Origin of the sequence: Proteus sp. TJ1640, assembly GCF_003144445.1 — a bacterium.
Classification (GTDB): domain Bacteria; phylum Pseudomonadota; class Gammaproteobacteria; order Enterobacterales; family Enterobacteriaceae; genus Proteus; species Proteus penneri.
The window spans coordinates 58,833-85,021 of sequence record NZ_PENY01000016.1; the positions used below are offsets into that span (position 1 = coordinate 58,833).

The window sequence follows — 26,189 nt, forward strand, 5'->3', positions numbered from 1 at the left end:
ATTATAAAGTATAAGAAAGGTTTATTTTTTTATGGTGCTAATGTTATGGAAGATAATAAATTAATTTTAAAATTTGACCCTAATACGATAGAGCATTTAGGTGTCTCTTTATATTCAAAACTACCGAGTGTATTATCAGAATTAATAAGTAACTCTTGGGATGCAGATGCCACTAAGGTTAGTATCAATTTTATTGAAGGTAAGGCTAAAGAAATTATTTATACTGATGATGGTGAGGGGATGACTTTTTCTGAACTAAATGATAAATATTTAGTGATTGGACGAAATCGTCGTAAAGAACTAGAAAAACAGACAAGTACAAATGGTCGACCAATAATTGGTAAGAAAGGTCTAGGAAAATTATCTGTCTTTGGTATTTGTGATGAAATTGAAGTCATTTCCGTCAAGAATGGCTTAAAAAACCATTTTGTAATGGATTTAAATGATATAAAAAAAAGTAGAGGAAATGTATATTCACCAAATTTAATTACTTTTAATGAAAACACCACTTTGAAATCTGGTACAACGATAAAATTAAAAAGAATGAGAAGAAAGTCTGGATTTCAATTAGATGAAATAGCTCTTAATTTATCTAAAAAATTCATCATATTTAGTGAGATGGAAACGGTTATTTTTAAAAATAATGATAATTCAAATAAGATAAATGTTACGAACGAATTAAAATATCAATCATTGAAAACAGAATTTGAATGGAGTTTCCCGAATAAAAGTTATGATGATAAATACCCGTATTGGTCTGATGTTAAAGGCTCAATTATAACGTTAGAGACACCAGTAAAAGATACTGATATGAGAGGGATTTATCTAATATCAAGAGGGAAAATTGTTAATACGGCTAGTTTTTACGGTGCTCGAGATAATGATCAATTCCATAGTTATGTTACTGGGTATTTAGAAGTAGATTTTATTGATAATTTTGATGATGATGTCATTTCTACTGATAGACATTCATTAAATTGGGAACATGATGAAACACGCTCATTACAAAGTTATCTGCAAGCCGTGATTAGAAAAATAGGCAGTGATTGGAAGAAAAAAAGGGGCGAAAAGAAAAAGATAAAAGTTAGAAATGAGCATAATGTCAATGTAGATAGCTGGCAAAGTAACTTACCTACGTATGAAAGGGAGCTTAGCGAGCGAATTATTAACCCAATTCTAGAAAATTCTAATATTGATATATCTGAATCAGCTGAGATTATTAATAATGTCATAGGTAAATTTGATAACCAAGCTTATAAAGAATATGCTTCTAAGATTGCAGATATATCAAGTAGTGATGAGGATATCCCAAAACTTTTACGTTTGATGGATGATTGGAAAACAATTGAATCTAAGCAATATAGAGACTTAGCTGTTTCTAGAGTAGAAGTTATTAAACAATTCGAGAATTATATTCAAACGAATACAAAAGAAGTTCCAACTCTTCATAATTTTTTGAAAAAATTTTCTTGGTTATTAGATCCAAGAATCTTAGAGTTTAGAGATGAGGTTACATATTCGACTTTATTGAAAGAAACTTATCCTGATGAAGATTTATGCGAAAATGATAGAAGAATTGATTTTTTGTGCAGTAATGCTCTAGGAAATATTTTATATGTAATTGAAATAAAAAGAAGTAAATATAAAGTAGATCTTAAGGCATTAGAACAAGCATATGATTATGGCGATTTCCTTCAAGAAAGGTATGCATCTAAAACTGGTTTTTCTAAAGTTGTATGTTTTGTTGTTGGAGGAGAAAAGTCAGAAGATAGAAAGTTTAAATCTAAAGAAGGTGATTATTCTGAAGTTGGGAAGGTTTTTGTAAAAACATATCGAGAGTTACTTGAACAATCTAAGGAATATCATAAGGAGTTTATTGAAGCTTATAATATGAATATGTAAATTATTAATACTATGTAGCATTGATAAAATACATACGGAAATTACAGTCTGAAAGAAGTATTATTATTTGGATAAGAGCCATTAACTTAAAAGATAATGGCTTTTTTGTTGCGGTTATCTTACTAAAAATAAATAGCTAATGATAAAATCTATTTATTAAGTGGTTATTTTTAATAAGCAAGAAGGCAAACATGGTGGTTAAACTGGATTGGGAGAACTGAGTAGCTATTAGATTTAGCTGATGTAATTAGAGCACTAATGCCATATGATGAATGGGTTATAAGGTTAGGTAAGAAAATTAAGAATTAAGGATAGCGATAGCAAAATATATGGCGTGCTCTGGCGAACTTTTACGTAATAATAAATATGCGATTGTTGCTAAAATGGTTTTCAATAATATTTCAAATATATGAATCATAAATATCTCCTTATGTTGTTTTAAACGTCAGAACGATTAATCTCTTCTAGAGAGGTCTCTAAATAGTGAGTTTCATTAAATCGCTAGTGCTTATAATAGGTGCCACTCTCAAATTATTGTGTATGTCATTTATTTCATATCTAAAGTGCGAGTTAATTTAACCAATTGATTTTTAATGGCTTGATTCAAGTTTTCTGACGAAATTAATAAGATAAGGAAAGAACATAGATAGCCATCAGTTAACCGCTGGTGGCTTTTTTATTGGAGAAAATTTGTGATGGAATAAACCATGAAAAAGCGCAATGTCTATGGTGGTCGCTGGGCTAAAGTGCGATTAGCGTTTCTTAATGAACATCCGCTTTGTGTTATGTGCCAAGAGCAAGGGCGCATTACTGCTGCCACAGTAGTTGACCACATTACTCCACATCGTCTTAAAGAAGCACTTGAATCAGGCGATAAAGAACGTATCGCAAAAGCCCAAGCCTTGTTCTGGGACACAAAGAACTTCCAAAGCTTATGCGAACTGCATCATAACTCAACCAAACAACGTATCGAAAAGAGTGGCAAAGTCATTGGCTGTAATGCGGATGGCATTCCACTCGATCCCAATTCTCATTGGCATCAATAACACCATGAAATACAGGGTGGGGGCGGGGTAAAAGTTCAAACACTTTCGCCCTGATTACCTAGCGCCCTCATTTGTGTGCACAACCGCGAAATGAAAAGTTTTTTTCTGGGAGGTTCCGATGGCAGGAAGACGCCCGAAACCGACCCACTTGAAGGTGGTCACCGGTAATCCGGGAAAACGAAAACTCAACGATAAAGAACCCCAACCTAAACGTGAAATTCCAAGCCCACCCGAACATTTAACGGATTGGGGGAAAATGGCGTGGGCAAAATTAACCTTATTACTCGATGGAATGGGCGTTTTAACCGTGGCTGACACGCTGGCATTAGAACGGCTGTGTGATATCTACGCTGATATTCTTCAATTGCGAGACACCATTGCGATTGAAGGTCGGACATACACCACAAAAACGCAATTAGGGGATTTTTTAATTAAAGCGAATCCTGCCGTTGCCATGTTGGCTGATGCAGATCGCCGTTTTAAAAGTTATTTAGTCGAGTTTGGTTTAACCCCCGCCGCTCGTTCGAAGGTGAAGATGGATGGTGGAGAAGAAGAGGAAGATCCGCTCAACCAATATTTCGGTTGATCCCGCAACGCAATACGCGCAAGACGTGCATCAAGGCAAAATCTTAGCGGGGCCTGATATTCGTCATGCTTGTGCGCGTCATCTCAAAGATTTAAACGAAGCCGAGCAACGAGGATTAGTCTGGGATGTTGAGGCCGTCAAAAGGGTGATCGACTTTTTCGCGAAAGTCTTAAAGCTCAATGGCGGGGAGCATGAAGGGAAACCGTTTATTTTATTGCCTTGGCAATGCTTTGTGATTGGCTCTATTTTTGGTTGGAAAATGACAGATGGAACACGCCGATTTCGCATGGTGTACGTTGAATCGGGCAAAGGTTCAGGAAAATCACCGATGGCAGGTGGCGTTGGGTTGTATTGTTTGGTTGCCGACAGTGAGCCGCGTGCCGAAGTGTATGCGGCAGCCACGAAAAAAGACCAAGCCATGATTTTGTTTCGTGATGCGGTGGCGATGGTTGATCAATCTCCCGCATTAAGTCAGAGGATCACCAAATCAGGCGGAACCGGTAAAGAGTGGAACTTGGCTTATTTAAAAACGAGTTCATTCTTTCGTCCGATCAGTTCGGATGATGGGCAATCAGGACCTCGTCCCCATTGTGCGCTGATTGATGAAATTCATGAGCACAAAAATAATACCGCCGTTGAGATGATGCGAGCGGGCACAAAAGGTCGGCGACAAGCCTTGATATTTATGATCACCAATAGTGGCCATGATAAAACCAGCGTGTGTTATGACTATCATGAATACGGTCGAAAAGTCGCCGAAGGCACTATCGAAGACGACAGCTTCTTTTCCTATATTTGCTCACTGGATGAAGGCGATGATCCCTTTAAGGATGAGTCTTGCTGGGGGAAAGCCAATCCGTCATTGGGCTACACTTTTTCTGATCGCTACTTACGCGAACAAGTGACTCAAGCCCGAGGTATGCCCGCGAAAGAAAGCATTGTGCGTCGGCTCAATTTTTGTCAGTGGGTGGATGCCGATAATCCATGGATTAACAGTGAAACATGGATGCAGTGTGAAAATACGTTCACCTTCGATGATCTTCAAGGTGAAGAATGTTATGGCGGATTGGACTTATCGGGAACTAAAGATTTAACCGCATTAGCCTTGTATTTTCCTCGCCTCAAACGTCTTTATGTTGAATTTTGGACACCCAAAGACACCTTATTGGATAGGGCGAAAACCGACCGAGTGCCTTATGACTTATGGGTAAGGCAAGGTTTTATGCATACCACGCCAGGGAATGCGGTGAGGTATGAATTTGTGGCAGAACGCATTGCTGAAATGGCGATGCTCGTCAGCATGAGAGCCATTGCCTTTGACCCTTATCGCATTAAATACCTTGAACCCAAACTCGATGAAGCGGGTGTGACGGTTCCTTTAACTCCGCATGGACAAGGATATTACAAAGCCAAAGATTCAGGGCTATGGATGCCACACTCTATCGAACTGTTTGAACAGCTAATTGATGACAAGAAGATTGAGATCCACACCAATCCTTGTTTGAGATGGAATGCCGCATCCGCTGTGCTTGAGGCTGACCAAAAAGATAACCGCGTCTTTGCCAAGAAAAAAAGCACTGGTCGAATTGATGGTGTGGTGGCATCAGCAATGGCGATTGGTGCTGCGGAAGGTGAGGTTGATAATGGCAACCTTGATGACTTTTTCTCTAACCCATTGAGTATGTGATGACAGATAAACAATATTCAATCGATTTGCGCACTAATCATGGTTGGTTTGCGCGTCTGGCTTCCTTCTTTGTTGGGGGAAGACTCGTGACACCTGAACAAGGTTCACAATCAGGCGTTATCTCAGCGCAAGGCTCGCTTGGTGATTCTTCTGTAAATGATGAGCGAATACTTCAAATATCAACGGTTTGGCGTTGTGTTAGCTTAATTTCGACGTTAACGGCTTGTTTGCCACTGGATGTGTTCGAAACGGATAAACAGGGAAATAGAACCAAAGTTGATTTAAGTAACCCATTAGCTCGATTACTGCGATATTCGCCCAATCAATATATGACCGCTCAAGAGTTCCGAGAGGCAATGACTATGCAGCTTTGCTTTTATGGTAATGCTTTCGCGTTGATTGAGCGAAATAAAGTGGGTGATGTGATTAGCTTGCTTCCTCTGTTGTCTGCCAATATGGATGTACGCATGGAGGGGAAGAATATTATCTATAAATATCAGCGTGATCATGAGTTTGCGAAATTTAAACAACACGAAATTTTTCATTTAAAAGGGTTTGGTTTTAATGGATTAGTTGGATTGTCGCCTATTGCTTATGCATGTAAGACAGCAAGCACGGCCGTTGCGATGGAAGATCAACAACGTGAGTTTTACGCTAATGGAGCTAAGTCTCCTAAAATTCTGACAACGGGCGATAAGGTATTGAATAAAGAGCAACGTAGCCAACTTGAAGAGAATTTCAAAGAAATTGCGGGTGGTCCCGTTAAAAAACGATTGTGGATCTTAGAAGGGGGATTTCAAGCACAAGATATTGGTGTTAGTCCTCAAGATGCAGAAACAATGTCTTCCCGCAAATTTCAAGTCAGTGAATTAGCGCGTTTCTTTGGTGTTCCCCCGCATTTAGTCGGCGATGTTGAAAAATCAACAAGTTGGGGAACAGGTATTGAGCAACAAAACTTAGGTTTTCTTCAATATACCTTACAACCCTATATCTCCCTATGGGAAAACTGCATTGCGCGTTGGCTTCTAAAACCCCCCGAAGTGGGAAAATACCATGCTGAACATAACCTTGATGGATTATTGCGAGGCGATTCTACTTCACGCGCCGCGTTTATGAAAGCGATGGGAGAATCGGGGCTAAGAACTATTAATGAAATGCGACGGCTCGATAATTATCCTCCTCTTGAAGGTGGAGATGTCGCTTACCGGCAAGCACAATATTTACCGATTAACCAACTCAATAAAGAGCCTCACGAAAGTGGGGCTTAATTATTTATGGGGGTTCAATGCCTGATATTAGAAAAACACTAAATTTTGATGAAGCGGAAATCAAATTTACGGGTGATGGCACACAAGGCGTTTTCGAAGGTTATGCCTCTGTATTTAGTCATCAAGATCTCGATGGTGACATTATTTTACCCGGTGCGTTTAAGCATGTTTTAGATAAGCAAAAACAAAAAGTCGCTATGTTTTATAACCATCGAGTCTGGGAGCTTCCTGTGGGGAAATGGGAGTACATGGAGGAAGATCAAAAAGGATTACGTGTAAGAGGACAACTGACGCCCGGTCATAGTGCGGCTCAAGATCTAAAAGCGGCAATGAAGCATGGCACGGTTGACGGGCTTTCTATCGGATTCGGTTGTCTGCGTAATGATTTTGAGCGAACACCTTCAGGCCGTATTTTTAAAAATATCTCCCTGTTACGTGAAATCAGTATTTGTACATTTCCCGCTAATGACCAGGCACAGGTTTCATCACTCAAGAGCATCGATGGGTTATTAACGATCCGAGATATTGAGGATTGGCTGAGAGAGTCAGCCGGTTTATCAAAATCAGAAGCAGTTGGTTTTATTTCCCGCTTCAAATCCGCTATTCGGAGTGAGTCCGATGACACTCAACAATCCCTAGTCGCATCCATTGTTAACCAAATTAATGCATTTAATCTGAAAGGATAGAATATGTCTGACTTAGCTATTATCCAAGAAGCCATCGAAGGATCACAAAAAAAGGTGCAAGAGCTCTTTGATGCACAGAAGAAAGAAATTGAAGCTACTGGCGTAGTTTCAAAGCAATTACAAACAGATTTAGCCTTAGTCCAAGAGGAATTAAAAAAAGCCGGTGAACGTCTGTTTGATTTAGAGCAGAAAGGGGCAACGAGTGCTGATGATCCTAATGCGAAAAAAGATTTTTCTGAGCGAGCAGCAGAAGCGCTGACAAAATCATGGAATGGGAGTCAGGCTTCTTATGAAGTGAAGACCTTTAATAAATCATTAGGCAGTGATGCGAGCTCAGCCGGAGTTCTCATTCAGCCGATGCAAGTACCGGGGATTATTATGCCGGGGATGCGTCGTTTAGTTATCCGCGATTTATTAGCTCAAGGTCGTATTTCCAGTAACTCACTGGAATATGTACGCGAAAAATTGTTTACCAATAGCGCGGCACCCGTGAAAGAAAAGGCACAGAAACCAGAATCTAATCTGACTTTTGAAAAACAAACGGCAAATGTGATCACTATTGCTCATTGGATCCAAGCGTCTCGCCAAGTGATGGATGATGCTGTGCAGTTACAGTCTTACGTTAATAACCGCTTATTGTATGGCTTAGCATTAGTGGAAGAGGAGCAATTACTTAATGGTGACGGTACTGCGGATAATTTGACGGGGATTAATCATGTTGCCACTGCTTATGATACCACGTTGAGTGCTACGGGCGACACACATGCTGACCTGATTGCTCATGCTATTTATCAGGTAACAGAATCTGAATTTAGCGCCTCTGGTATTATTTTAAATCCTCGTGATTGGCATGCCATTGCGTTAATGAAAGATAAAGAAGGGCGTTATATTTTCGGGGGCCCACAAGCGTTTACTTCAAATGTAATGTGGGGATTACCTGTTGTTCCAACAAAAGCACAAAAACAAGGTGAGTTTACTGTTGGTGCATTTGATTTGGCGTCTCAAGTATGGGATCGAATGAATGCAGTTATCGAAGTGAGTCGAGAAGATCGTGATAACTTTGTGAAGAACATGCTGACCATTTTGTGTGAAGAGCGTTTAGCCTTAGCCCATTATCGCCCTCAAGCCTTAATTAAAGGGACTTTCCCAACGTCTGGAAGAAGTGCTTAAGTAATAGGTCGGGGTAGGTAACTATCCCGTATTACATCATGAATATCTTAGATGTCATTCCTCTTTCTTTACTAAAACAGCATCTCGAATACAGCGGTGATGATCGTGATGAGCAGATTATATTTTATGCACAAAGCGCATTAAATTATTGTTTGAGATGGTGTGATGAACCAGCATGGAAATCACCTGATGATATCCCTTATGAAGTGAAATCGGCAATGCTCTTGGTGCTGGGGGATATGTTTGAACATCGAACCAGTCAAAGTGAAATTCCGTTATATGAAAATAAAGCAGTAGAACGATTGTTACTGCTTTGTCGAAATTGGCGAGGTAGTTAATGGATCCGGGACGATTACGCCACACTATTCATATTCAAAAATCAGTATTAGCGCCCGATGCCATCAGTGGCAGTGATGTGATTTGGACGGATCATGCGACAAAAGTACGTGCAGCGATCATGCCTTATCAAGGGCGAGAATATTTTCAAGCCCAGCAAGTACAAAGTGAAGCCACAACGCGAATTCTTATTCGCTATATTGCTGATATTGATACCTCAATGCGTATTGTATGGGGTAAGCGAATATTTAATATTATTTCGATTATTGACCCTTATGAGCGTCATCGTGAGCTTCAATTAATGTGCAAAGAGGGCGTGAATGATGGGTGAAATTAAAATCAGTGGATTGTCTGAACTCGCTCAACGAATGCAAGACATCGCCCGTAAAACTAGAAATCAAAGCGCGCGTAAGGCGATGAATGTAGGGGCTTCGGCGTTAAAAGAAGAAATCAAACATCGAGTACCTATTCTTAAGGAAACGGTGCCTCATCGACGCAAAGGCACCATCAAGCGCAATATTCGTTCTAAAACGAAAGTGCAGCGCAATGGGCAAGTTAAAACGCGCATTTGGGTGAAATCATTATCGGGTAAAAAGGTGTCTGCCTTTAAACAGGCAACGGGAAAAAGTGCGGCATTGAACCCGAATGATCCGTTTTATTGGTGGTTTGTCGAGTTTGGCACCGCCAAGATGCCCGCACAACCGTTTATGCGGCCCAGTTTTGAAGCGAAAAAGGAAGCGACGGCTAAAGTGATTGTTCAAACACTCAAAGAGGACATTGAAAAAGTAAGGTAGAGATCATGATACAGCAATTAAAAGAGACCCTTTCACCGCTTGTCGATGGAAGGGTTTTTTTTCAGGTATTACCTGAAGGCAAAGGGCATTATCCCGCCATTGTGATCCAGTTTGCCAGCATCACGCCTAACAGTGCGCTGGAGGATACGGATTTAGACAACTATCGCGTGCAACTTGACGTGTATGCGCCACAGCCACAACCCCTTATGGTCTTGCGTAAAAAGATTGAAACTCAGATTGTTGCGACAATCCCATTTGCACAACGGGTGAATGCGGTCTTTGGGTATGAAGCGGATGTCAAATTGCATCGGCTTGTTCTTGAATTAATGATTTCATCAGATAAATAAGGAATGGATATGGCAAAGTCAAAAAACCATAAAGCGACGCCTTTCCTCGGCACGAAGATCTTTGTGCAAACAGGCTTAGGGGAGGCGATGACAGTGACGGAAGCCACGTTATCACCGGCAACTATTACCATCGCCAATAATAAGCTGAAAGCCGATGACATGATTATGTTATCGGGATTCGGGGAGTTAGATGGACGTTTTCCTGTTGAACAGGTTGATGGCAACAAAGTGACCCTGTGCGACGAAGTGGATTGGAGTGATAAAACGTTACCCACGGATTTTGCAAACGCCAAAGCACAACGTATTCAATGGTCTAATAACTTTTGTGCGGTAAAAAGCTTCAGCAAAGACGGTTCAACGACTGAACAAATCGATGTCACCACCATTTGCAGTGATGGCAAGGAATATGAATCCGGCGATACGGAATACGGCTCAATTAAATTGACCTTTTTCTTACGTTATAGCTCCAGTGAGGTGCAGCGACTCTTGCGTAAATATGAAAACAGCAAAGAAAAATTTGCGGTGAAAATGGTCTTAACACGAGATGAGGGCTCCATGTTTTATTACGGCTCCGTCGAAACGGGCATGAATATTGATGGCAGTGTAGGACAAATGATGGATTCAGGGATCTCGATTAAATTGTCTGGCCGTGATTATTTGAATGTGAAGAAATAACCCCTAATTCACCTCTTTCATTATTTCTCTTCTCCCTTCTCAATAAAAAATCTTAGGAGTGATTATGTCTAACGCTTTATTGCGTGAATTAGTGTTAAACCAAGCACTGAAAGTGACGCCTTTTACCTATTTAGACAACACCTTTTATGTCAAAGAGCTGGATGTTGGCACCATGAATTATATTCAGCGCAAACTTCGCCAAATTAAAATTAAGCTCGCCGAAGCGCAGGATATTTATTTAGATGAAGACGATCCCGAACAATTTAATGAGGCGATAAATCGTGTCTACGATGAATATGATGTCGCCAGAATGTTGGCCTTTAAGTTGTGTGATGAAAAAGGAGAACTGCTTTTTGATGCTGAAAATGAAGCAGATTTAAAAGGTCTTAATCGTCTAGGGCAAGGGTTCTCTAATGCGGTGTTTACAGCCGAAGCGGGGAACAGCGAAAAAAACTCGGAGACCGACGACAATTCCAACTGATATTGTCGTTGGCATTGGGAAAAACCCTCGCGGAAATAGAGCAAATGCCTGAAAGCCACTTGTGTGAATATGAGGCCTTTTATCGCAAACAACCCTTTGGTTTATGGCGAGAGGATTATCGGATGGCACAAGTAGCGCATCTTCTTGCGATGATAAATCGTGATCCGAAAACGTCTCTGCCTGAATTGATGGATTTTATGCCGATGTGGAAGAAGAAAATTACGGAAGAAGAGCTGTGGGATAACGTTACTGAGAGTGTATTAGCTAATCGATAGCCCCACATCAGTGGGGCTTAATTGTTAACCACCGCGAGACATTTTCTCAATTTTTTTATCCGTATTGTATTGAGAAAGGGCATAAACCGACCAGATAGCCGCAGGGATCCAGCCAATTAAGGTGATTTGTAGGATAAGGCAGAAGATGCCAGCAAATGGGCGACCAATCGTGAAAAATTGTAACCAAGGTAGTAATAACGCCAGAATAAGTCTCATAAAACCCCCTCTATTATTCGAAATTTCAGTTTATCAATAATTAAATCAATAGCAAATAACAAGGAATATTGCATTTATTCAGAGTGAAAGTTTGCTTTTGTAGTGTTCATACCAAGGATTGAATTTATGGCGGGAGCATTAGGTAGATTAGATATTGATTTGACGCTGAATACGGCAAATTTCACAAATGCGATCAACCGTAGCCAGCGCCAAACAGAACAATTTGGGCAAAGTATTCGCGTCAGTCTTCAAGCTATCACCGTACAACAAGAGCGAATGGTATCGCAAACCGCAAAATCCTCGGCGCTTTTTGCCCGTTTTGCGAGTGTCACCGCAAGCGCATTATCCATTCATCAAGTCATTAATTATGCTGATAGTTGGACGGAATTACAGAACCGCTTAAAACTGGTGACGGAAAGTTCTGTCGAGTTAAATAAAGCCACAAAAGCCGTCTATGATATTGCCCAGAAAACTTATCAATCATTGGATGCCACAGCACAAGTTTATCAACGTTTTGCGGATAATGCCGATCGCTTAGGATTAAGTCAGCAAAAAGTCGCTGAACTCACGGAAACTGTCTCAAAAGCCGTGGCGATTTCGGGAGCAAGTGCAACCGCAGCCCAAGCGGCATTAACTCAATTTGGTCAAGCATTAGCCTCGGGGCAGTTACGTGGCGAAGAGCTAAATTCAGTGATGGAGCAAACCCCTGCGTTAGCGAAAGCCATCGCTGACGGAATGGGTGTCAGTGTGGGTGAACTAAGGAAGAAAGCCCAAGACGGTGAAATGACGATTGAGAAAGTCATTCAAGCCTTAGAACGTGCAGCCGACAGTGTGGATAAAAAATTTGCTACCAGCGTGACAACGGTTAGCCAAGGTTTTACCAATCTTCAATCGGCGATGACAAAATTTATCGGTGAAGCGAATCAAGGTACAGGTGCGACTCAGCTTTTTACCACAGGGATGGCCACTCTTGCCGATAATCTATCGTTAGTCGCTAAAGTGGTTGAAGGGATCGCCGTCACGGCATTGGTAGCAAAACTCTCTCAATGGACGAAAGCCACTTATCTGAAAAATCAGACAACGTTGAATGAAGCCAAAGCCACATTACAGAGTGCAGAGGCAAACAGTGTGGCAGCAACCAGTGCCGTGAGGAAGGCATGGGCGGATAAAGAAGCCGCCACATCGGCGCTCAATAGAGCCAAAATGGAATATCAAGTTGCTAGAGGCACTAACGCGGAAAAAATCGCACTCGATAACCTTATCGCCACAAAGTCACTCGCAAGAACAGCCTCGCTAAATTATACACAGGCATTAACCGCCGAAAACGTTGCTCAACGTGCATTAACGACCGCTCGGCGTCAATCAACGGTGGCGGGGCGAGCACTTAACAGTGTTATGGGATTAGCGGGTGGCCCTATTGGATTAGTGTTGACTGGTGTGGCGGCATTGGGCATGGGATTGTATGAATACAGCGAAAATGTCAAACAAGCTAAACTCGAATCGATTGAATTTGCTAATTCCCTTGATACATCAACAGAAGCGTTAAACAAAATGAGCAATGCCACGTTAGTGGCGAATTTAAGCAAAGTTTCATCGGGCATTAACGCGCAATTGGAGAAAATTGAGGAACTTAAACAACAGGTTATTTCCTTACAAGGTCTATCAAAATACAGCATTGAGAGTGAAAAGGCATTTACTGAACAAGGTGTGGGGGATTTATACCTTAAACGAGTGGCTGAAAAGCAAAAAGAGCTTGATGCTGCGATGGGGATATATGCAGAGCAAGTTAATAACTTAGAGCGTCAGCGAGCCAATATGCAAAATATGTTGGCGACACTCAAAGAAAAAGTGGGCGATCAAGCTCCGGAATATAAACGCTATGCCACTGAGTTACAAAATGTTGATGCCGTTATCAATTCACTTAAGGCGAGTTTAAAGAGTTTAGGCATTGAATATGAATCACTCATTGATATCACGCTTCAGGCGACAAATAGCCAAGTGAATGCCGCCACGGCGATTGCTAAACAGATTGATGAATCGATTGAAAAATCGCAACGTTCAGTGGCAAAAGCGCAAGCCACAGGGAAGGCATTAGCGAGATTAAATGCAGAAGATGTATTGGCTTCACGCAAAATTACGCCAGATATGCAAGGCTACGATAAAGCCTTACAAGCGGAAATTGAGGCACAACTGGCACTGCAAGCCAAACGGACGTATAAGCCCAGCCATAAATCAACCATTGATTACGCCAAGCAGTACACCAAAATTTTGACGGAATTAGAGGAAAAACAAGCCTCACTGATTGCGGATGGACAAAGTATTCAGCTGTATGGCACTACCTCTTCCTTTAATGAATACACATCCGCATTAGCCGATATCAAACAGAATAAAGACAAGTTTGATGCCATCTTAAAAATCGATCCCAACGCCATTGAGACGATTAAAGAAAAAGCGAAAGCCATTGATGATCTGGCGCGTGCTAACTCGGTTGCGCAATTTGCTTATGATCGCGGTAAAGAAATTGAGCAGATGCAATTTGAAACCACCTTGATAGGAAAGACACGCGCAGAGCAAGAAAAGCTTAATGCCCTTCGTCAGATTGATGTGCTGTATCAGCAAGCCAGTGTGGATTTAGGCGAAAAAGAGCTGGTGAACTTACAACGTAATGTCGAACTCACTAAACAGCAGATTGAGGAAGAGCTAAGGAAGCGAGAGGCCATGAAAGGCGATCCGATGGCGGGATTAAAACAAGGTTTATCGGATTTCAGTGAATCGGCTATGGATGTGATGGAAAACGTCAGAAACGTCACCACCAATGCCCTTAATAATATGTCTGATGCATTAGCCGATTTTGCTTTAACGGGCAAAGGAAGCTTTAAAGATTTTGCCAATGCGGTGATCTCCGATATCACTCGAATGGTAATGAAAATGTTGGTTTTCAAAGCCATTGAAGCGGGCGGGCAGGCAATGGGCTTTGATATGGGATGGATGAGCAAAGGGCATGCTTACGGTGGCTATACGGGGCATGGAGGGAAATTTGAGCCTAAAGGGATTGTGCATGGTGGTGAGTTTGTTTTTACCAAAGAAGCGACGGCTAAATTGGGTGTCGGCAATCTCTATCGCTTAATGCATGCGGCGCAAGGTTATGCTTCGGGGGGCTTTGTGGGGGCGGTCGCAGGACGAATACCGGTTACACCACAACCGACGTTAGCCCGTGCGGGTGGTGTACAAATGACCGTCGTTAATCATATTACAGTGACAGGAAATGGTGACGCTGTACTTGCTCAAGCAATGAAAGAAGCCGCACAACAAGGGACAGAAGCAGGCGCACAGAAAGCTCACGCGATGATGTTACAAGACTTTCAAAGTAATGGCGCAGCACGCAGAACATTAGGAGTTTAAATGTCTATTCTTGAATGGCCAAAAGCGGTGATCCCCACACAGGAAAACTGGCAATTATTGAGTAACAGCAAAACCTTTACCTCGCCGTTTAATGGAAGTAGTCAGACGGTACGCTTTCCAGGAAGTCGTTGGCGTTGTGAGCTGACATTTAATAATTTAAATGAAGAGAAATCGCGCCAATTAGAAGCGCTGGTGGCTTCATTGGATGGCATGTCGGGGCGAGTCAAAATAGCCAGTTGGATAAGAAAAGGGCGTTATGGGTATGGTTCGCCTCGTATTGCAATACCCAGCCAATTGGGTAATCAGTTAGAAACAAAGGACTGGAAGCGCAATATGCGCGTGTTACAACAAGGGGATCGCTTAACTGTGGGTAATGAACTCAAAATGGTGGTGGCGGATGTGGTCAGTGATAATCAAGGCCGTGCGATTATTTTTATTTCGCCGATGTTAAGAACGTCACCTACTGTTAATGAAATGCTTGAGGTTGAGCGTCCTTTTGGGGTTTTTCGGCTTGTTGATAATGAACAGGGTAAATTTCAGCATCGTCGATTGGGATATACCAATATCACGTTATCTTTTGAGGAGGTGTTGTACTAATGCAATATCATCCATTTTCTGACGGTATGGTAAAAGCAATTAATGAGGGGGCTTATATCGTTTTAGCCGCCAGACTCGATTTGAAATCAGGCGTCATCTGTGCGCATACCGGTGTTGGGCAACTGATTATTGTGGGGGAAACTTATTTGGGCGTGGGCAGTTTAGGCGAAATTAGTCAGCTAAAAGAAAATAAGACAACCAGTCCTCCACAATTACAGCTTAAATTAGCCGGTTTTGATAAATCGCTGGTGGGAATGGTGATGAATGAGCAAAGTCGAGGGCGAGAAGTGCGGTTGATGATGGTTGCCATCGGTGAAGAGGGAAAACCGCTTCTTGCTGAGGTCTTATTTGTCGGACAAATCACATCTATCAATGTGGTGTCTGGCGAAGAAAATGCCGTATGTGTTAATGTTTCTAATCGATTCTAGCGATGGTCAATCGGGTTACCCGATAGATTCACCGATGAGTCATGGTCATCTCGACGACAAGGTGATCGTATCTTTCGCTATGTGGCTCAAATGGCTGAACGGGCGATTTATTGGGGCAGTAAGAAAGATGCACCTGCATTTATTTATAAATAATCTTATTGCTTTGTTAAACCCACTTTTGTGGGTTTTTATTGCATAAACAAGAGGAACTGTGCCCTTTGTTGTTTCATGAAAGAGCTAAGTTTATCCTTGTTAGAAGATATCAGCGTTGGGAGTATAGATAGGTAATTGATGCCAAAAACTACATTCATATACCTTTATAACCGCAAAAAAAAACAAGCTTTAGTTGATAAATCTGGGTTGTAATGGCGACAAGATGACTCTATTATGAATAGGCCACTGGTCGAAAAGGTTCACAAAAAATAATCCAGTACCCACTAACAGTGTGGGTGATTTTTTACATGCAGAGTAATTGCAATAACCTCAAAATCGTCTATTTTGTATATATGCCAGAGATCCTGGTAAGAGGGTATTTATATGAGTCACGCACTGAGAAAGGCTAGTCGTTTAGATATACCGCCTCGTGACAAAAGTAAAGTTGCGTCTCCTAGAGCAGTAGTTGGATATAATTGCTCACACAAAGATCAAGTGAAAAATGCTTTCAGTCTTGGCTTTGAGCGTTATGAGACTGCTATGGATAAATTATCTAAGGTGTGATAGATGTCTAGGGAGTTTGGTTATCATCTTGACGGCGTGAATTACTTATCTGTTGATGACATAATTTATATCAATGAAGTTCTTATTAAAGCACAAACGCCAGATGAGCCAATCCAAGTTTTAAATCAAAGCAATCTAGAATCGTCACAAGCCAGACCTAGCGTAATAAGATATTACGAACAAACAGAGGATATGTTTAGACTATCCTCTGTTCTTATTGAAAGCCTTATCCAAAACCATCCATTCGCGAATGCTAATAAAAGAACAGCCATGATGTGTGGTTATGTTTTTTTATTGATAAATGGTTATGAACTTACTGCACCAAGTGATGATATGGTTGATATTGCATCTGGTTTAGCCACTAAAGATTATAGTTGTGAGGATCTTGAGAATTGGCTGTGTCATTGGTCTAGGACTTATGACACAGTAGAATTATGTAATCCTGATTTCGGTAAACTATGTTGTGGTGTAATCAAATTAAAAAATATCTGATATTACGCAATTGAAACTAACCCACTTCGGTGGGTTTTTTATTGCCTGAATTTCACCATGCCTCTTAATTGAGGTTTTTTGCTATTTAAGGTCAGTACATGAAACAACCCAACTGGACACTTAAATTACCTGAAACCATAAGGGCGGCGATGAGTCGCCCTTTTTCATGGGGTGAATTTGATTGTTGTATTTTTGCCTCTGAATGTATTTACGCACAATGCGGTTTCTCGCCAATAAAGCCTTATCTCAATCACTATAAAACCAAAGCCGAAGCCTTCAACCTGATCAAATCTAAATTTGGCACATTAGAGAAAGCCGTATCACGCTATTTCAAATCCATTGAGATTGAGCGCGTTCAGCGTGGCGACCTCGTATTGTTTAAAGGTGAGGACGGTGACAGTTTAGCCGTGGTCTGGGCGGGGCATTATTGGGGAGTAACCCCACAAGGTGTGAAGCCAGTGCAGATTAACCCAATCAAAGCGTGGAGAGTGGAATAATGGGTGGGAGTGGTGGATTAATTTCAAAAGTCGTGGGTGCTGGCTTAATGATTGCGGGGCTATTTACTGGAGGCGTCACCTCGGCGATGGGCATGGCGCTGATGGCAGCAGGCGTTGCGGTTCAAGTCGCAGGTTCGCTTATCTTTCAGCCTAAACTACCCTCCATGAATTATCGAGATACCGGTGAACGCAAACAGATGTTACGTTCATCGTCTGCACCTGAAACCGTGATCATCGGAAAAACGGTGATATCGGGTTTGCTTTTCTTCGCAGAGGAAGAAACTGGCGAACAAGATGAAAATGAAAAAATCACACTGGCATTAGCGTTAGCAGGGCACTCCATAGAGAAAATAGGGAAGATTTGGTTGGGTGATGATCTCATTGAGACGTTTGGTGATAAAGCGTCATGGGAATTACATAACGATAGGGAAAATGTCGATCCCTTTATGCTTAAAAATTGCCCGTCATGGAAAGAGGATATGATAGGTCGAGGTCTGGCGTGGTTACGTGTGACACTCACGTTTGACCAAGAAAAATTCCCTTATGGATTACCCAATGTGAAATGTGAAGTCTGGGGAAAACATCTGTTTGATCCTCGCACTGAGCAAATCGCATGGAGTAATAATGGGGCTTTAGTCATTTTGGATTATTACCGCCATTATTTAAAAGTGCCTGATACGGATATTGATTTTGACAGCTTTAAACAGGCGGCCGATTTATGTGATGAAAAAGTGAGTCTGCCAGAAGGCGGATTTGAGTCGCGATATACCCTTAATGGTGCCTATGACTTAAATGAGAGTCCATCCAGTGTCTTGGAAGCGATGCACAAATGCATTAACGCGGAACCGACATTCACCGCAGGAAAACACGGTATTCAAATCGGCGCTTATTATGGGCCGGCAATAAAAACCATCACTGAATCACAATTGATTGGCACCGTCACTTGTACCCCTGAAACAGGCTTAAAAGACGCCACCAATGCGGTGTATGGCACGTTTATTGATGCCGAACAGTTATACACAAAAACCGACTTCACGCCTGTGATTGTGGACGAATGGGTGAAAGAGGATGGCTTAGAAATTCGGGAGAATATCGACTATCGTTTTGTTACCAGCCCTTATCAAGCCCAACGATTAGCCCGCCAATATCTCCGCAAAAAGAAAGCCGGAAGACGGGTTCAATTGACCATGAACTTAGACGGCTATGCTTATCGCCCGGGGGAAGTTGTGCTTTTAGCATTACCTTCTTTGGGGATTAGTGGGCTGGAATTCCGTATTACCGAATGGTCATTTCATGCATTAGACGGTGTGGCTTTAACGTTGGAAGAGGATGGCGCCTATTTATATGAAGATGTGATTGGCAAACCGTTTGAGCGCCCGCCATTTGTGAGTTTACCCGCTGGCGGTGTTGCTTCACCGATTAATCTTACCTTTGTTCCACTTGCAGTCAGTGACATCATACAAGGTACGCTTTCTTGGCAGAATGTGGCGTCTGATGTGCGCTATAACACCGTCACTATTCTTCAAGAAGGCAACGTTATTCAATCTATTCAGGTATCGGCCGAGCGTGTCGATATTAACGGATTAGCGCGAGGAACTTATCGTGTTGAAGTTAGAGCAACAAATGTGGCCGGTGCGATGTCGGCACCCGCTATCAGTGATTTTGCCATTCAAGCCCCACCGCCTCCTGAGCATTTTGATGTCACCTCTGGCTTATTTAATCTGACCGTTGCACCGAAACAAGGCGATAGTGCTGTCTTTGGTTATACCTTTGAGTTTTGGTTTAGTGAGGAAAAACTCGCTGATCTTTCTGAAAATGAAGTGATCACCAAAACAAATAAAGTTGGCCAAGGGAATTTCTGGACGCAAGAGAATTTACAAGCAGGGCATACGTATTATTTTTATGTTCGAACAATCAACAGCTATGGTAAATCACCTTTTGTGGAAGCTTCAGGTACTTGCTCTTCTCAAACCGATTTAATTCTTGAGGAATTAGCGGGTCAAATTAGTCGAGATCAACTCGCACAAGACCTATTGGGTGAAATTAACAGCAAAGCTGACCAATCAGCTATTGTTGAGTTAAACACGCAAGTGAAAGCAAACCATGATGCGATTTTAGCGGAGCAAGTTGCACGAGGAGCGGTAATTAACCAAGAGCAACAAGCTCGCGCTGAAGCTGATAAAGCGGAGGCACAACAACGCCAATCTTTAGCGACACAACTTCGTGGTGATTATACCGGCAATGATTTATCGAAAGTCACCGCAGGACTCATCTCCGCAGAGAAACAAGCGCGTGTTACCGGCGACCAAGCAGAAGCGAAAGCCCGACAATCACTGGAAACACGGATGAATGGGAATGTTTCCGCGATTAATAAATCATTAGAAACCCTCACCTCAAAACAGCGAGCACAGACGCAAGAGATTTCAACACTCAATTCAAATCTTAAGGGGAAAGCTGATAGTAGTGCAGTAAATGCATTAAATACGCGAGTATCTAATATCGATGGCAAAGTGACGTCTGCAACCTCACAGGTACAAACGTTATCCAGCAAATTAGATACAGTGAAAGCCGATTTAATGGAGTCTGTGGTGGTGGATTTAGATTTATCAAAACTCAATGAAAACACCTATTATCCAGTTATTTTGCCATTAGCGACCTCTCGTCGTTATGCCTTTAAGGTCTTTAGAACCTTAGGGCAATATTCGGACAATAAACCCAGCTATGCGACTCACAGCACCAAAGGCTTTGCCATGATTGTGGAATGGCAAGTGAGTGCTTCTGGATGGGGAACACAGTCTGAAAACCGTATCATTGATAATTTTGATTGGCGATGGACAAATCAATCTCCTGTGATGGGACCCGCTCAATTAATAAATGGTTCTGTGGAATATATTTATTTACGAGGAGGGGCAAAATATCAGTTAACCAAACACAAAAGTGTTAACCATCAAATTATCACCAGCACTTACACCAATAACAAGCAATCGGTGGCACCAAAGGGATTTGTGGCGAATGAAGTACCTAAATCCAGCGAACAGACAGCCAATGCAACGGCGAATGCGGTAAGCCAACTCGAAACCAAAGTGACTGAGGTTTCAGGTAAAGTGACCTCTACCGCTCAGCAAGTCACTCGCCTAGAAAGCCAAATGGGTACAAGTTCAGCCAAAATCGAACAAACTTCGAAAGTGGTCACAGACATAAATGGCAAAATTTCGGCATCATGGACAATGAAAGTCCAGCAGGATAGCAAAGGGAATAAAGTCATTACTGGCATTGGCTTAGGGTTTAATGCACAAGGAAATAGTCAATTTCTGGTCAATGCTCAAAACTTTGCGGTGATATCGTCATTAAACGGCAAAGTGGTGACGCCTTTTGTTATTCAAAATGGACAAGCTTTTTTCAATGATGCGTTATTTAGCAAGGCAACCATTGATAAATTATCAGTAGGTAAAAAAATCACATCCACTAATTATTTAGCGGGCAAGAAAGGATTTAATATTGATGCCACAACAGGGAATGTGGAATTAAATGATGCAGTATTTCGTGGACGGTTAGATATTAACTCAGGAGGAACAAAAGGGCGGTTAGTGATCACAAATAATACTATTTATGTTTATGATGAAAACAATCAGTTAGCGGCAAAAATAGGTTATTTAGGGTAGCGTATGAAGCTTATTGTTTTAATTACAGCATTATTATTGTCAGGGTGTACCTCTGGATATAAGAAAGTCGATTGCCAAGGTGTTTACCAAATAAAAACTTTTCACTATCAACAACCTGTATTAGTAAAGTTTGATAAAAAGAGAGAAACCATTAAAGGGCCTCTTTATCATGCTGTACCTCAATTAGGATTTAAATTCTTAGGAGGATGGGTATCTCCTGATGCCGTAGAGGATTTCTCATGTCGTGGGGAATAGAGATATATGAAAAAGGAAAGCCAATAAAAATCACAGGGCGTTCGTTTATTTTTGACCAAATAGCGGTCACTCAAAATGGCAGTAAAACTTATAATAATATTCCTAAAGGGCGGTCATTGGCCGCCTATATTGTCGCTAGAAATCGAGGATCTTATTTCACTGTTAAAGTCGAGAATAATAAAATCTCGTGGAATTCTTTACGTGGTAGTCAATCGATTAATGGAATTATTATGGTACTAATTAAATGAGTAAATATGGTGCATTATTTTTTAATCAGGGCATTACCGAAGAATTAACGCCTTATGAATCAGCCGTATTTTTAAAAAAGATAAAAACTAAGCCAGGACTAATTAAAGTTATCGAAGGTAATAATAACGCAGTGCCACTTATTTTTATTCGAATTTTGAATTCTTCTAATCCATCATTAGGTGGATTATCTGAAGTAATTTATGAGAACAATGCGTGGTGTGTGAATTTAATCGATACGATTCAAGGTAATTCAGCAGAATATGAGCTTTATGTATTTGTGAAGTCTTCTTATCATATTTCACTTCATCCTCAAAAATGGGGAATTCAAATCTATCATAAAGGTGTTATTACACACGCTTCAAGTCAAAGACCGCTTAATTTATTAGAGGGAAATAACTTTGTACTCACAGGAAATAATTGGAGTGGTGTGGATGTCGGTTTCCCTTGTGCGGTATTAATCACAACAATAGGGCAGATTGGTATGATGGATTCGATGGGAGGAAAAACGATTAGAGTAACTCTTTGTGGCCGAGGTAACCGTATTATTCCTCATTCCATGATAGTTTCAGGACAGATGTCAACAACCTCATTAGGTAAGCAGTATTTTTATATTGATGTGAGGGAGTATGGTGGGTAGAAAGAGTTTAGATGGTTAGTTTAGTTATTGAGTACAAAAGATCATTAAAGGCAAATATATATTTGCTGGTGGTCGGCTTTGTGTTGTGAGTTCAATTAATCAATGCAAGGATATGCTAAAAACAGGCTGTCACAGTTAATCTAACCAATCATAACCACCCGTAAAACGGGTGGTTTGCTCTTGCCCTATAAGGGCTTGTTACCGACTGCGCCTAAATGACGCTGCTTTCTCTTCGTTCAAGCTAAGTGTCTTTGCTACTTTGGCTTACCCCTTGAAGGGGTTTTCATATTCCTTACTACTCAATTTATCCGAGATTAAATCCGACTTTTCTTGCTCTCTGATATACTTTTGAATTGTGGCTTCATTGAGTCCAACTGTTGTGACATAGAACCCTTCCGCCCAAAACTTTCTGTTGCCAAATTTATATTTGAGATTGGCATGTCTATCAAAGATCATCAACGAACTTTTACCTTTCAAATATCCCATGAAACTTGATACGCATATCTTCGGTGGAATACTCACTAACATATGAACATGATCTGTCATGAGATGCCCTTCGATTATCTCCACACCTTTATACTTACAAAGGTCTCGAAGGATCTCACCTATACTTGAACGAATTTTATTAAAAATCACTTTCCGTCTATATTTCGGCGAAAAGACGATATGGTATTTACACTGCCACTTTGTATGTGCTGAGCTTTGTGCTTTAATGCCCATAAACACCTTTCCTTATTTAAGTTACGAATATTAGCTTGAACATCTATATCGTAACGGAAAGGTGTTTTTCTTGGTATAACCTTTAATACCCACCCGCATAGCGGGTGGTTTTATATTTAAGACGCTGACGCGACTTAAACTGGCTAAAGCCCATAATAAACGATTTGTATCATCGTTGGTCAACGATGATACAAATCACTAAGGGTATTGACATTCCGTAAATTCAGGGTTGGTAAACCTGATATTTTTTCGTTTCCAGCAGTTTCTACATCTGGATTTGACATTATTTAAATAGGTTGAACCGAATTAGCAAGGCGCTTTTCTTGTCCAAATGGTGTTGTATAAAAACGTTGTTCAATACCGTAAAGCAGCAACTTCAATTCATCATCACTATTTATAGAAAAAGTTCCAGATAGTGAATCAAATCTCACATTCGCCTGACAGTAATTATTAATATATAGAAGCATTCTGGCCTTATCTGCAGGAGTCAATGTCGCTAGCGTATCCATTGCAAGAGTAACTCGCTTCCTATTTGGTTTGGATACTTTGCTTACGTTATACTCTTCGGAAAGATTGATGAAGGATTCGGAAAGGAATTGAATTACTTCTTCTTCCGTAGCCTCTTTAAATAGTACATCAATCCCTTTGAATATACTGCTTATTGTAGCTAAGTCTTTGAAAATAAAACTGTCAGCTTCTTTAAAGTACACTGCATCAGGAAATTCATTAATTACTAGGCGATTTTCATCATTTTCAACAACTGCTGCATCACCAAATGAAATGGTTTTTTTTCTTATCATTTGCGAAGGAGTAACCTTTTGAAAATAAAAATCACCATCCTGTGCAGCCATGATATAAGAAATATTGGAGAACTGAGATTTCGTCAAACTCAGAAACTCCTTAGAGTCAAAGTCAATTTTCAATATTGGCAAACAATACTCTTGCTCGCTAAAACTGTCGATCTTGAACCATACCTCTTCATCCAAATTATGGTCAGGATTATAAGCTACACAATTTCCATTAGTAACAACGACAGGTGAATAGAGAGTACAATCTGATAGTAATTTAAAATAAGGGTTTTTTCGTAATCTTTTTATTTTCGCGAACACATTGTTCATTACTATTTCCTTTCAATAAAGGTGTAGTCATTAATTCTGAATGCCTTGGAGATGACAATCCCTTTAGGTGTTTTATATTTGCATTTGCTTATAAGAAAGATAGAAGCGCCACCTTTAGTTTGTATACTATAAAACTCGTAACGGAAAACTAGAAACAGTGGGTTGAAGTATAGAGCTTGAGACAAAAAGGTAAAAATAAACAAAACGCCATAAACAAAAAACAAAGCACTCCAACTTGAAATGCTTAGTGCTACAAAAAAATACCCCAAATAACTGGGTAGGAAACTATTATTTGCATGCTCAATGCTTACTGCATCGCCTTCTTTAAAATCATCCGCGCTTAGACCACGACTGAGTAAGATACTTAAACCGGTGAGCAGTACAGGAATCAGCAGATACAGGAAATATGAATTGAACGGGTGCCAATCACTTAAAAAGCTAAACTGTGGGTAGAACTGCAGGAAATATCCCAGAGTGTACTTTTTCTGAACGAGAAAAACTATAACTAACAAAGATGTAGCATTGAATGTTAGCAACAGCCTGAAGAGTATGTTAATTATGGCGCATCCCCTGTGAGTGAGAACACGGTACATTAACTACCTTATGTACCGAACCTCTCATTTTATTTTTGTGAAGTAGGTAATAGCGGCTTAAAAGAACGAAGTAAAAAGTTACTAATAGCTAGACCAGCATAATTCAAATAATTACTGCATATCAACTATTATTTTTCGGATAGATAAAGCTTATCAAAACTGCAGTAACTTAATGGGTTTAAAATTCTGGCCTATCGGGTAGCCTGAAAGGTAGCCATTTTAGAAGATTTTCACGAGTTTTAACGCATCTTTCTCAACTCTGAATGGCCGTTTTGAGTTTCTGAGCGTTGATTAACACAAAGTGATGTTAGTAACACATCTGCAGTGATAACAATTACGAACTTCCACTCCTCGCTCATAGCAGTCGCCCTTAAAGGTTTTCCATATAATTAAGCGCTTTCAATAACTCTTCTTCTGTAAGTGGCGATATCAGACTTGCGCCTGTATCGTTCTCAACCTTCACCAATAGCTCGCTACAAGTGATTCCTAATCTATTCGCTACGTGATTTGCGCAACTCCGTGTGTGTGACGCTTTGTGCGCAAGAAGGCCTTCTATGTCTAAGACTTTCCTTTTTGATGATGAATGTGACATTGATTACTCCTTTAATCGAAATTGCTATCCATTCCGGTATGATGCGATAAGATAAATAACTGATGTTTCTTGCTAGCCTCTACCGGAAGTGCGCCGTAAACACAACTTCGTAAACCCAAATAGCTGAAGTTGGTGATTGCGTCCGCAGTTCGCTCAAAGCTGATAATCAAGTTCGAATGGTTGCATAATAAATTGTTATTTTTTATTTTCAGTTTAAATAAGATACTCTAATTTATTACTAGCTTTAATTATTATAACTAAAGCATTATTTTCTATTATTCAATATAAATAATAGATTTGAATACTTGATAGTAAATTTGATAAGCTTTCGAATACTTCAAATCACTTCCCCAAAACTACCCCAACCCAAACTAAAAATCAACCTGTTACATACAAACCAAGATCACATAAAAAATAAATTACAACCATAATAATTATAATTTATTTAATAAGTTACATAATTATTTTGGGTATAATGCTACGCCACATGGGTTGGACAGAAGCGGCTGACTTAATCATTAAAGGTATGGAAGGCGCGATTGCCGCTAAGACTGTAACTTATGATTTTGAACGTCAGTTAGAAGGCGCTAAACTGCTGAAATGTAGTGAGTTTGGTGACGCGATTATCAAACACATGTAATTGTTGACTTGATAAATAGTTAACGGGAGCTTATTAGTTACCGTTTATTTTTTGTACTATAAAATTCTTCCCCAAAATATCCCCAAAACTCTTCCCCAAAACTGTTCAATTAAACAGCAAT

Annotated in this window: 29 protein-coding genes; 25 read left to right on the forward strand and 4 right to left on the reverse strand. The window is 40.6% G+C overall.

What is annotated here, in order from left to right; all coding sequences use genetic code 11:
- Positions 1–45: 45 nt before the first annotated feature.
- The 14 genes from DK861_RS06050 (at position 46) to DK861_RS06115 (ending at position 11,253) form a co-directional block, all read left to right on the forward strand.
- Positions 46–1,902, forward strand: coding sequence for an ATP-binding protein (locus tag DK861_RS06050; RefSeq protein ID WP_109399567.1), 1,857 nt, complete (start codon positions 46–48; stop codon positions 1,900–1,902).
- Positions 1,903–2,609: 707 nt separating this feature from the next.
- Positions 2,610–2,948, forward strand: a complete 339-nt coding sequence (locus tag DK861_RS06055) for an HNH endonuclease (protein WP_088495858.1) — start codon at positions 2,610–2,612, stop codon at positions 2,946–2,948.
- A 118-nt stretch (positions 2,949–3,066) separates the two neighbouring features.
- Positions 3,067–3,534, forward strand: coding sequence for a phage terminase small subunit P27 family (locus DK861_RS06060; RefSeq protein WP_006537822.1), 468 nt, complete (start codon positions 3,067–3,069; stop codon positions 3,532–3,534).
- Positions 3,488–5,221 (forward strand): terminase TerL endonuclease subunit, encoded by a 1,734-nt coding sequence (locus DK861_RS06065; protein WP_109399568.1) that lies wholly within the window; start codon positions 3,488–3,490, stop codon positions 5,219–5,221. Before DK861_RS06060 ends, DK861_RS06065 begins: the two co-directional genes overlap by 47 nt.
- The gene (locus DK861_RS06070; protein WP_109399569.1) at positions 5,221–6,489 is read left to right on the forward strand and encodes a phage portal protein; all 1,269 of its coding nucleotides are present in this window, start codon (positions 5,221–5,223) and stop codon (positions 6,487–6,489) included. The genes DK861_RS06065 and DK861_RS06070 overlap by 1 nt, the downstream gene beginning before the upstream one ends.
- 17 nt (positions 6,490–6,506) lie before the next feature.
- The gene (locus tag DK861_RS06075) at positions 6,507–7,175 is read left to right on the forward strand and encodes an HK97 family phage prohead protease (protein WP_020946083.1); all 669 of its coding nucleotides are present in this window, start codon (positions 6,507–6,509) and stop codon (positions 7,173–7,175) included.
- Positions 7,176–7,178: 3 nt separating this feature from the next.
- Positions 7,179–8,345 carry a phage major capsid protein gene (locus DK861_RS06080; protein ID WP_012367785.1) on the forward strand — a complete coding sequence of 389 codons (1,167 nt, stop codon included), beginning with the start codon at positions 7,179–7,181 and terminating at the stop codon, positions 8,343–8,345.
- Between the two features lie 38 nt (positions 8,346–8,383).
- The gene (locus DK861_RS06085) at positions 8,384–8,683 is read left to right on the forward strand and encodes a head-tail connector protein (protein ID WP_012367786.1); all 300 of its coding nucleotides are present in this window, start codon (positions 8,384–8,386) and stop codon (positions 8,681–8,683) included.
- On the forward strand, positions 8,683–9,012 hold the full coding sequence (locus DK861_RS06090) for a phage head closure protein (protein ID WP_075672647.1): 330 nt from the start codon (positions 8,683–8,685) through the stop codon (positions 9,010–9,012). Before DK861_RS06085 ends, DK861_RS06090 begins: the two co-directional genes overlap by 1 nt.
- Positions 9,002–9,475, forward strand: a complete 474-nt coding sequence (locus DK861_RS06095) for an HK97-gp10 family putative phage morphogenesis protein (protein WP_087802806.1) — start codon at positions 9,002–9,004, stop codon at positions 9,473–9,475. Before DK861_RS06090 ends, DK861_RS06095 begins: the two co-directional genes overlap by 11 nt.
- Before the next feature lie 5 nt (positions 9,476–9,480).
- Positions 9,481–9,822 (forward strand): DUF3168 domain-containing protein, encoded by a 342-nt coding sequence (locus DK861_RS06100; protein WP_058336216.1) that lies wholly within the window; start codon positions 9,481–9,483, stop codon positions 9,820–9,822.
- A gap of 9 nt (positions 9,823–9,831) precedes the next feature.
- Positions 9,832–10,497 (forward strand): hypothetical protein, encoded by a 666-nt coding sequence (locus tag DK861_RS06105; protein ID WP_109399570.1) that lies wholly within the window; start codon positions 9,832–9,834, stop codon positions 10,495–10,497.
- Between the two features lie 64 nt (positions 10,498–10,561).
- The gene (locus DK861_RS06110) at positions 10,562–10,978 is read left to right on the forward strand and encodes a hypothetical protein (protein ID WP_041701217.1); all 417 of its coding nucleotides are present in this window, start codon (positions 10,562–10,564) and stop codon (positions 10,976–10,978) included.
- A gap of 44 nt (positions 10,979–11,022) precedes the next feature.
- On the forward strand, positions 11,023–11,253 hold the full coding sequence (locus DK861_RS06115) for a DUF4035 domain-containing protein (protein WP_239452139.1): 231 nt from the start codon (positions 11,023–11,025) through the stop codon (positions 11,251–11,253).
- A 24-nt stretch (positions 11,254–11,277) separates the two neighbouring features.
- On the opposite strand, the gene DK861_RS06120 is transcribed toward DK861_RS06115, so the two are convergent.
- Entirely contained in the window at positions 11,278–11,469 is a 192-nt protein-coding gene (locus DK861_RS06120; RefSeq protein WP_004242485.1) for a YqaE/Pmp3 family membrane protein, read from the reverse strand.
- Positions 11,470–11,595: 126 nt separating this feature from the next.
- On the opposite strand from DK861_RS06120, the gene DK861_RS06125 reads away from it, so the two are divergent.
- From DK861_RS06125 to DK861_RS06170, 10 genes are all read left to right on the forward strand, one after another.
- The gene (locus DK861_RS06125) at positions 11,596–14,871 is read left to right on the forward strand and encodes a phage tail tape measure protein (protein ID WP_109399572.1); all 3,276 of its coding nucleotides are present in this window, start codon (positions 11,596–11,598) and stop codon (positions 14,869–14,871) included.
- Complete coding sequence (locus DK861_RS06130) at positions 14,872–15,468, forward strand: hypothetical protein (protein WP_109399573.1); 597 nt, start codon at positions 14,872–14,874, stop codon at positions 15,466–15,468.
- On the forward strand, positions 15,468–15,896 hold the full coding sequence (locus DK861_RS06135; protein ID WP_239452140.1) for a hypothetical protein: 429 nt from the start codon (positions 15,468–15,470) through the stop codon (positions 15,894–15,896). The genes DK861_RS06130 and DK861_RS06135 overlap by 1 nt, the downstream gene beginning before the upstream one ends.
- Before the next feature lie 537 nt (positions 15,897–16,433).
- A complete protein-coding gene (locus DK861_RS18415; RefSeq protein ID WP_072062631.1) occupies positions 16,434–16,613 on the forward strand; it encodes a hypothetical protein in 180 nt (59 codons plus the stop codon).
- 3 nt (positions 16,614–16,616) lie between these two features.
- Positions 16,617–17,105, forward strand: coding sequence for a type II toxin-antitoxin system death-on-curing family toxin (locus DK861_RS06145; protein WP_072062630.1), 489 nt, complete (start codon positions 16,617–16,619; stop codon positions 17,103–17,105).
- A gap of 98 nt (positions 17,106–17,203) precedes the next feature.
- Complete coding sequence (locus DK861_RS06150; RefSeq protein ID WP_099073694.1) at positions 17,204–17,602, forward strand: hypothetical protein; 399 nt, start codon at positions 17,204–17,206, stop codon at positions 17,600–17,602.
- A complete protein-coding gene (locus DK861_RS06155; RefSeq protein WP_109399574.1) occupies positions 17,602–21,264 on the forward strand; it encodes a DUF1983 domain-containing protein in 3,663 nt (1,220 codons plus the stop codon). The genes DK861_RS06150 and DK861_RS06155 overlap by 1 nt, the downstream gene beginning before the upstream one ends.
- Before the next feature lie 3 nt (positions 21,265–21,267).
- Entirely contained in the window at positions 21,268–21,519 is a 252-nt protein-coding gene (locus DK861_RS06160) for a hypothetical protein (protein WP_109399575.1), read from the forward strand.
- Entirely contained in the window at positions 21,504–21,767 is a 264-nt protein-coding gene (locus DK861_RS06165; RefSeq protein ID WP_100159827.1) for a hypothetical protein, read from the forward strand. The genes DK861_RS06160 and DK861_RS06165 overlap by 16 nt, the downstream gene beginning before the upstream one ends.
- Positions 21,764–22,405: a hypothetical protein gene (locus tag DK861_RS06170; RefSeq protein WP_109399576.1), complete on the forward strand. Its 642-nt coding sequence runs from the start codon at positions 21,764–21,766 to the stop codon at positions 22,403–22,405. Before DK861_RS06165 ends, DK861_RS06170 begins: the two co-directional genes overlap by 4 nt.
- A 264-nt stretch (positions 22,406–22,669) precedes the next feature.
- Here the strand turns inward: DK861_RS06170 and tnpA are convergent, their stop codons facing one another.
- From tnpA to DK861_RS06185, 3 genes are all read right to left on the reverse strand, one after another.
- The gene (gene tnpA, locus DK861_RS06175) at positions 22,670–23,125 is read right to left on the reverse strand and encodes an IS200/IS605 family transposase (protein ID WP_109399577.1); all 456 of its coding nucleotides are present in this window, start codon (positions 23,123–23,125) and stop codon (positions 22,670–22,672) included.
- A gap of 287 nt (positions 23,126–23,412) precedes the next feature.
- Positions 23,413–24,243, reverse strand: coding sequence for an ATP F0F1 synthase synthase (locus DK861_RS06180; RefSeq protein ID WP_109399578.1), 831 nt, complete (start codon positions 24,241–24,243; stop codon positions 23,413–23,415).
- Between the two features lie 2 nt (positions 24,244–24,245).
- Positions 24,246–24,836 carry a hypothetical protein gene (locus tag DK861_RS06185; protein WP_109399579.1) on the reverse strand — a complete coding sequence of 197 codons (591 nt, stop codon included), beginning with the start codon at positions 24,834–24,836 and terminating at the stop codon, positions 24,246–24,248.
- Positions 24,837–25,846: 1,010 nt separating this feature from the next.
- On the opposite strand from DK861_RS06185, the gene DK861_RS06195 reads away from it, so the two are divergent.
- Positions 25,847–26,068, forward strand: coding sequence for an isocitrate/isopropylmalate family dehydrogenase (locus tag DK861_RS06195; RefSeq protein WP_275425644.1), 222 nt, complete (start codon positions 25,847–25,849; stop codon positions 26,066–26,068).
- Positions 26,069–26,189: the final 121 nt, after the last annotated feature.

What these genes read in the sequence shown, in the direction of transcription:
- DK861_RS06050 (WP_109399567.1), top strand. Translation starts at nt 46, where the DNA reads ATGGAAGATAATAAATTAATTTTAAAATTTGACCCTAATACGATAGAG.
- DK861_RS06055 (WP_088495858.1), top strand. Translation starts at nt 2,610, where the DNA reads ATGAAAAAGCGCAATGTCTATGGTGGTCGCTGGGCTAAAGTGCGATTA.
- DK861_RS06060 (WP_006537822.1), top strand. Translation starts at nt 3,067, where the DNA reads ATGGCAGGAAGACGCCCGAAACCGACCCACTTGAAGGTGGTCACCGGT.
- DK861_RS06065 (WP_109399568.1), top strand. Translation starts at nt 3,488, where the DNA reads ATGGTGGAGAAGAAGAGGAAGATCCGCTCAACCAATATTTCGGTTGAT.
- DK861_RS06070 (WP_109399569.1), top strand. Translation starts at nt 5,221, where the DNA reads ATGACAGATAAACAATATTCAATCGATTTGCGCACTAATCATGGTTGG.
- DK861_RS06075 (WP_020946083.1), top strand. Translation starts at nt 6,507, where the DNA reads ATGCCTGATATTAGAAAAACACTAAATTTTGATGAAGCGGAAATCAAA.
- DK861_RS06080 (WP_012367785.1), top strand. Translation starts at nt 7,179, where the DNA reads ATGTCTGACTTAGCTATTATCCAAGAAGCCATCGAAGGATCACAAAAA.
- DK861_RS06085 (WP_012367786.1), top strand. Translation starts at nt 8,384, where the DNA reads ATGAATATCTTAGATGTCATTCCTCTTTCTTTACTAAAACAGCATCTC.
- DK861_RS06090 (WP_075672647.1), top strand. Translation starts at nt 8,683, where the DNA reads ATGGATCCGGGACGATTACGCCACACTATTCATATTCAAAAATCAGTA.
- DK861_RS06095 (WP_087802806.1), top strand. Translation starts at nt 9,002, where the DNA reads ATGATGGGTGAAATTAAAATCAGTGGATTGTCTGAACTCGCTCAACGA.
- DK861_RS06100 (WP_058336216.1), top strand. Translation starts at nt 9,481, where the DNA reads ATGATACAGCAATTAAAAGAGACCCTTTCACCGCTTGTCGATGGAAGG.
- DK861_RS06105 (WP_109399570.1), top strand. Translation starts at nt 9,832, where the DNA reads ATGGCAAAGTCAAAAAACCATAAAGCGACGCCTTTCCTCGGCACGAAG.
- DK861_RS06110 (WP_041701217.1), top strand. Translation starts at nt 10,562, where the DNA reads ATGTCTAACGCTTTATTGCGTGAATTAGTGTTAAACCAAGCACTGAAA.
- DK861_RS06115 (WP_239452139.1), top strand. Translation starts at nt 11,023, where the DNA reads ATGCCTGAAAGCCACTTGTGTGAATATGAGGCCTTTTATCGCAAACAA.
- DK861_RS06120 (WP_004242485.1), bottom strand. Translation starts at nt 11,469, where the DNA reads ATGAGACTTATTCTGGCGTTATTACTACCTTGGTTACAATTTTTCACG.
- DK861_RS06125 (WP_109399572.1), top strand. Translation starts at nt 11,596, where the DNA reads ATGGCGGGAGCATTAGGTAGATTAGATATTGATTTGACGCTGAATACG.
- DK861_RS06130 (WP_109399573.1), top strand. Translation starts at nt 14,872, where the DNA reads ATGTCTATTCTTGAATGGCCAAAAGCGGTGATCCCCACACAGGAAAAC.
- DK861_RS06135 (WP_239452140.1), top strand. Translation starts at nt 15,468, where the DNA reads ATGCAATATCATCCATTTTCTGACGGTATGGTAAAAGCAATTAATGAG.
- DK861_RS18415 (WP_072062631.1), top strand. Translation starts at nt 16,434, where the DNA reads ATGAGTCACGCACTGAGAAAGGCTAGTCGTTTAGATATACCGCCTCGT.
- DK861_RS06145 (WP_072062630.1), top strand. Translation starts at nt 16,617, where the DNA reads ATGTCTAGGGAGTTTGGTTATCATCTTGACGGCGTGAATTACTTATCT.
- DK861_RS06150 (WP_099073694.1), top strand. Translation starts at nt 17,204, where the DNA reads ATGAAACAACCCAACTGGACACTTAAATTACCTGAAACCATAAGGGCG.
- DK861_RS06155 (WP_109399574.1), top strand. Translation starts at nt 17,602, where the DNA reads ATGGGTGGGAGTGGTGGATTAATTTCAAAAGTCGTGGGTGCTGGCTTA.
- DK861_RS06160 (WP_109399575.1), top strand. Translation starts at nt 21,268, where the DNA reads ATGAAGCTTATTGTTTTAATTACAGCATTATTATTGTCAGGGTGTACC.
- DK861_RS06165 (WP_100159827.1), top strand. Translation starts at nt 21,504, where the DNA reads ATGTCGTGGGGAATAGAGATATATGAAAAAGGAAAGCCAATAAAAATC.
- DK861_RS06170 (WP_109399576.1), top strand. Translation starts at nt 21,764, where the DNA reads ATGAGTAAATATGGTGCATTATTTTTTAATCAGGGCATTACCGAAGAA.
- tnpA (WP_109399577.1), bottom strand. Translation starts at nt 23,125, where the DNA reads ATGGGCATTAAAGCACAAAGCTCAGCACATACAAAGTGGCAGTGTAAA.
- DK861_RS06180 (WP_109399578.1), bottom strand. Translation starts at nt 24,243, where the DNA reads ATGAACAATGTGTTCGCGAAAATAAAAAGATTACGAAAAAACCCTTAT.
- DK861_RS06185 (WP_109399579.1), bottom strand. Translation starts at nt 24,836, where the DNA reads ATGTACCGTGTTCTCACTCACAGGGGATGCGCCATAATTAACATACTC.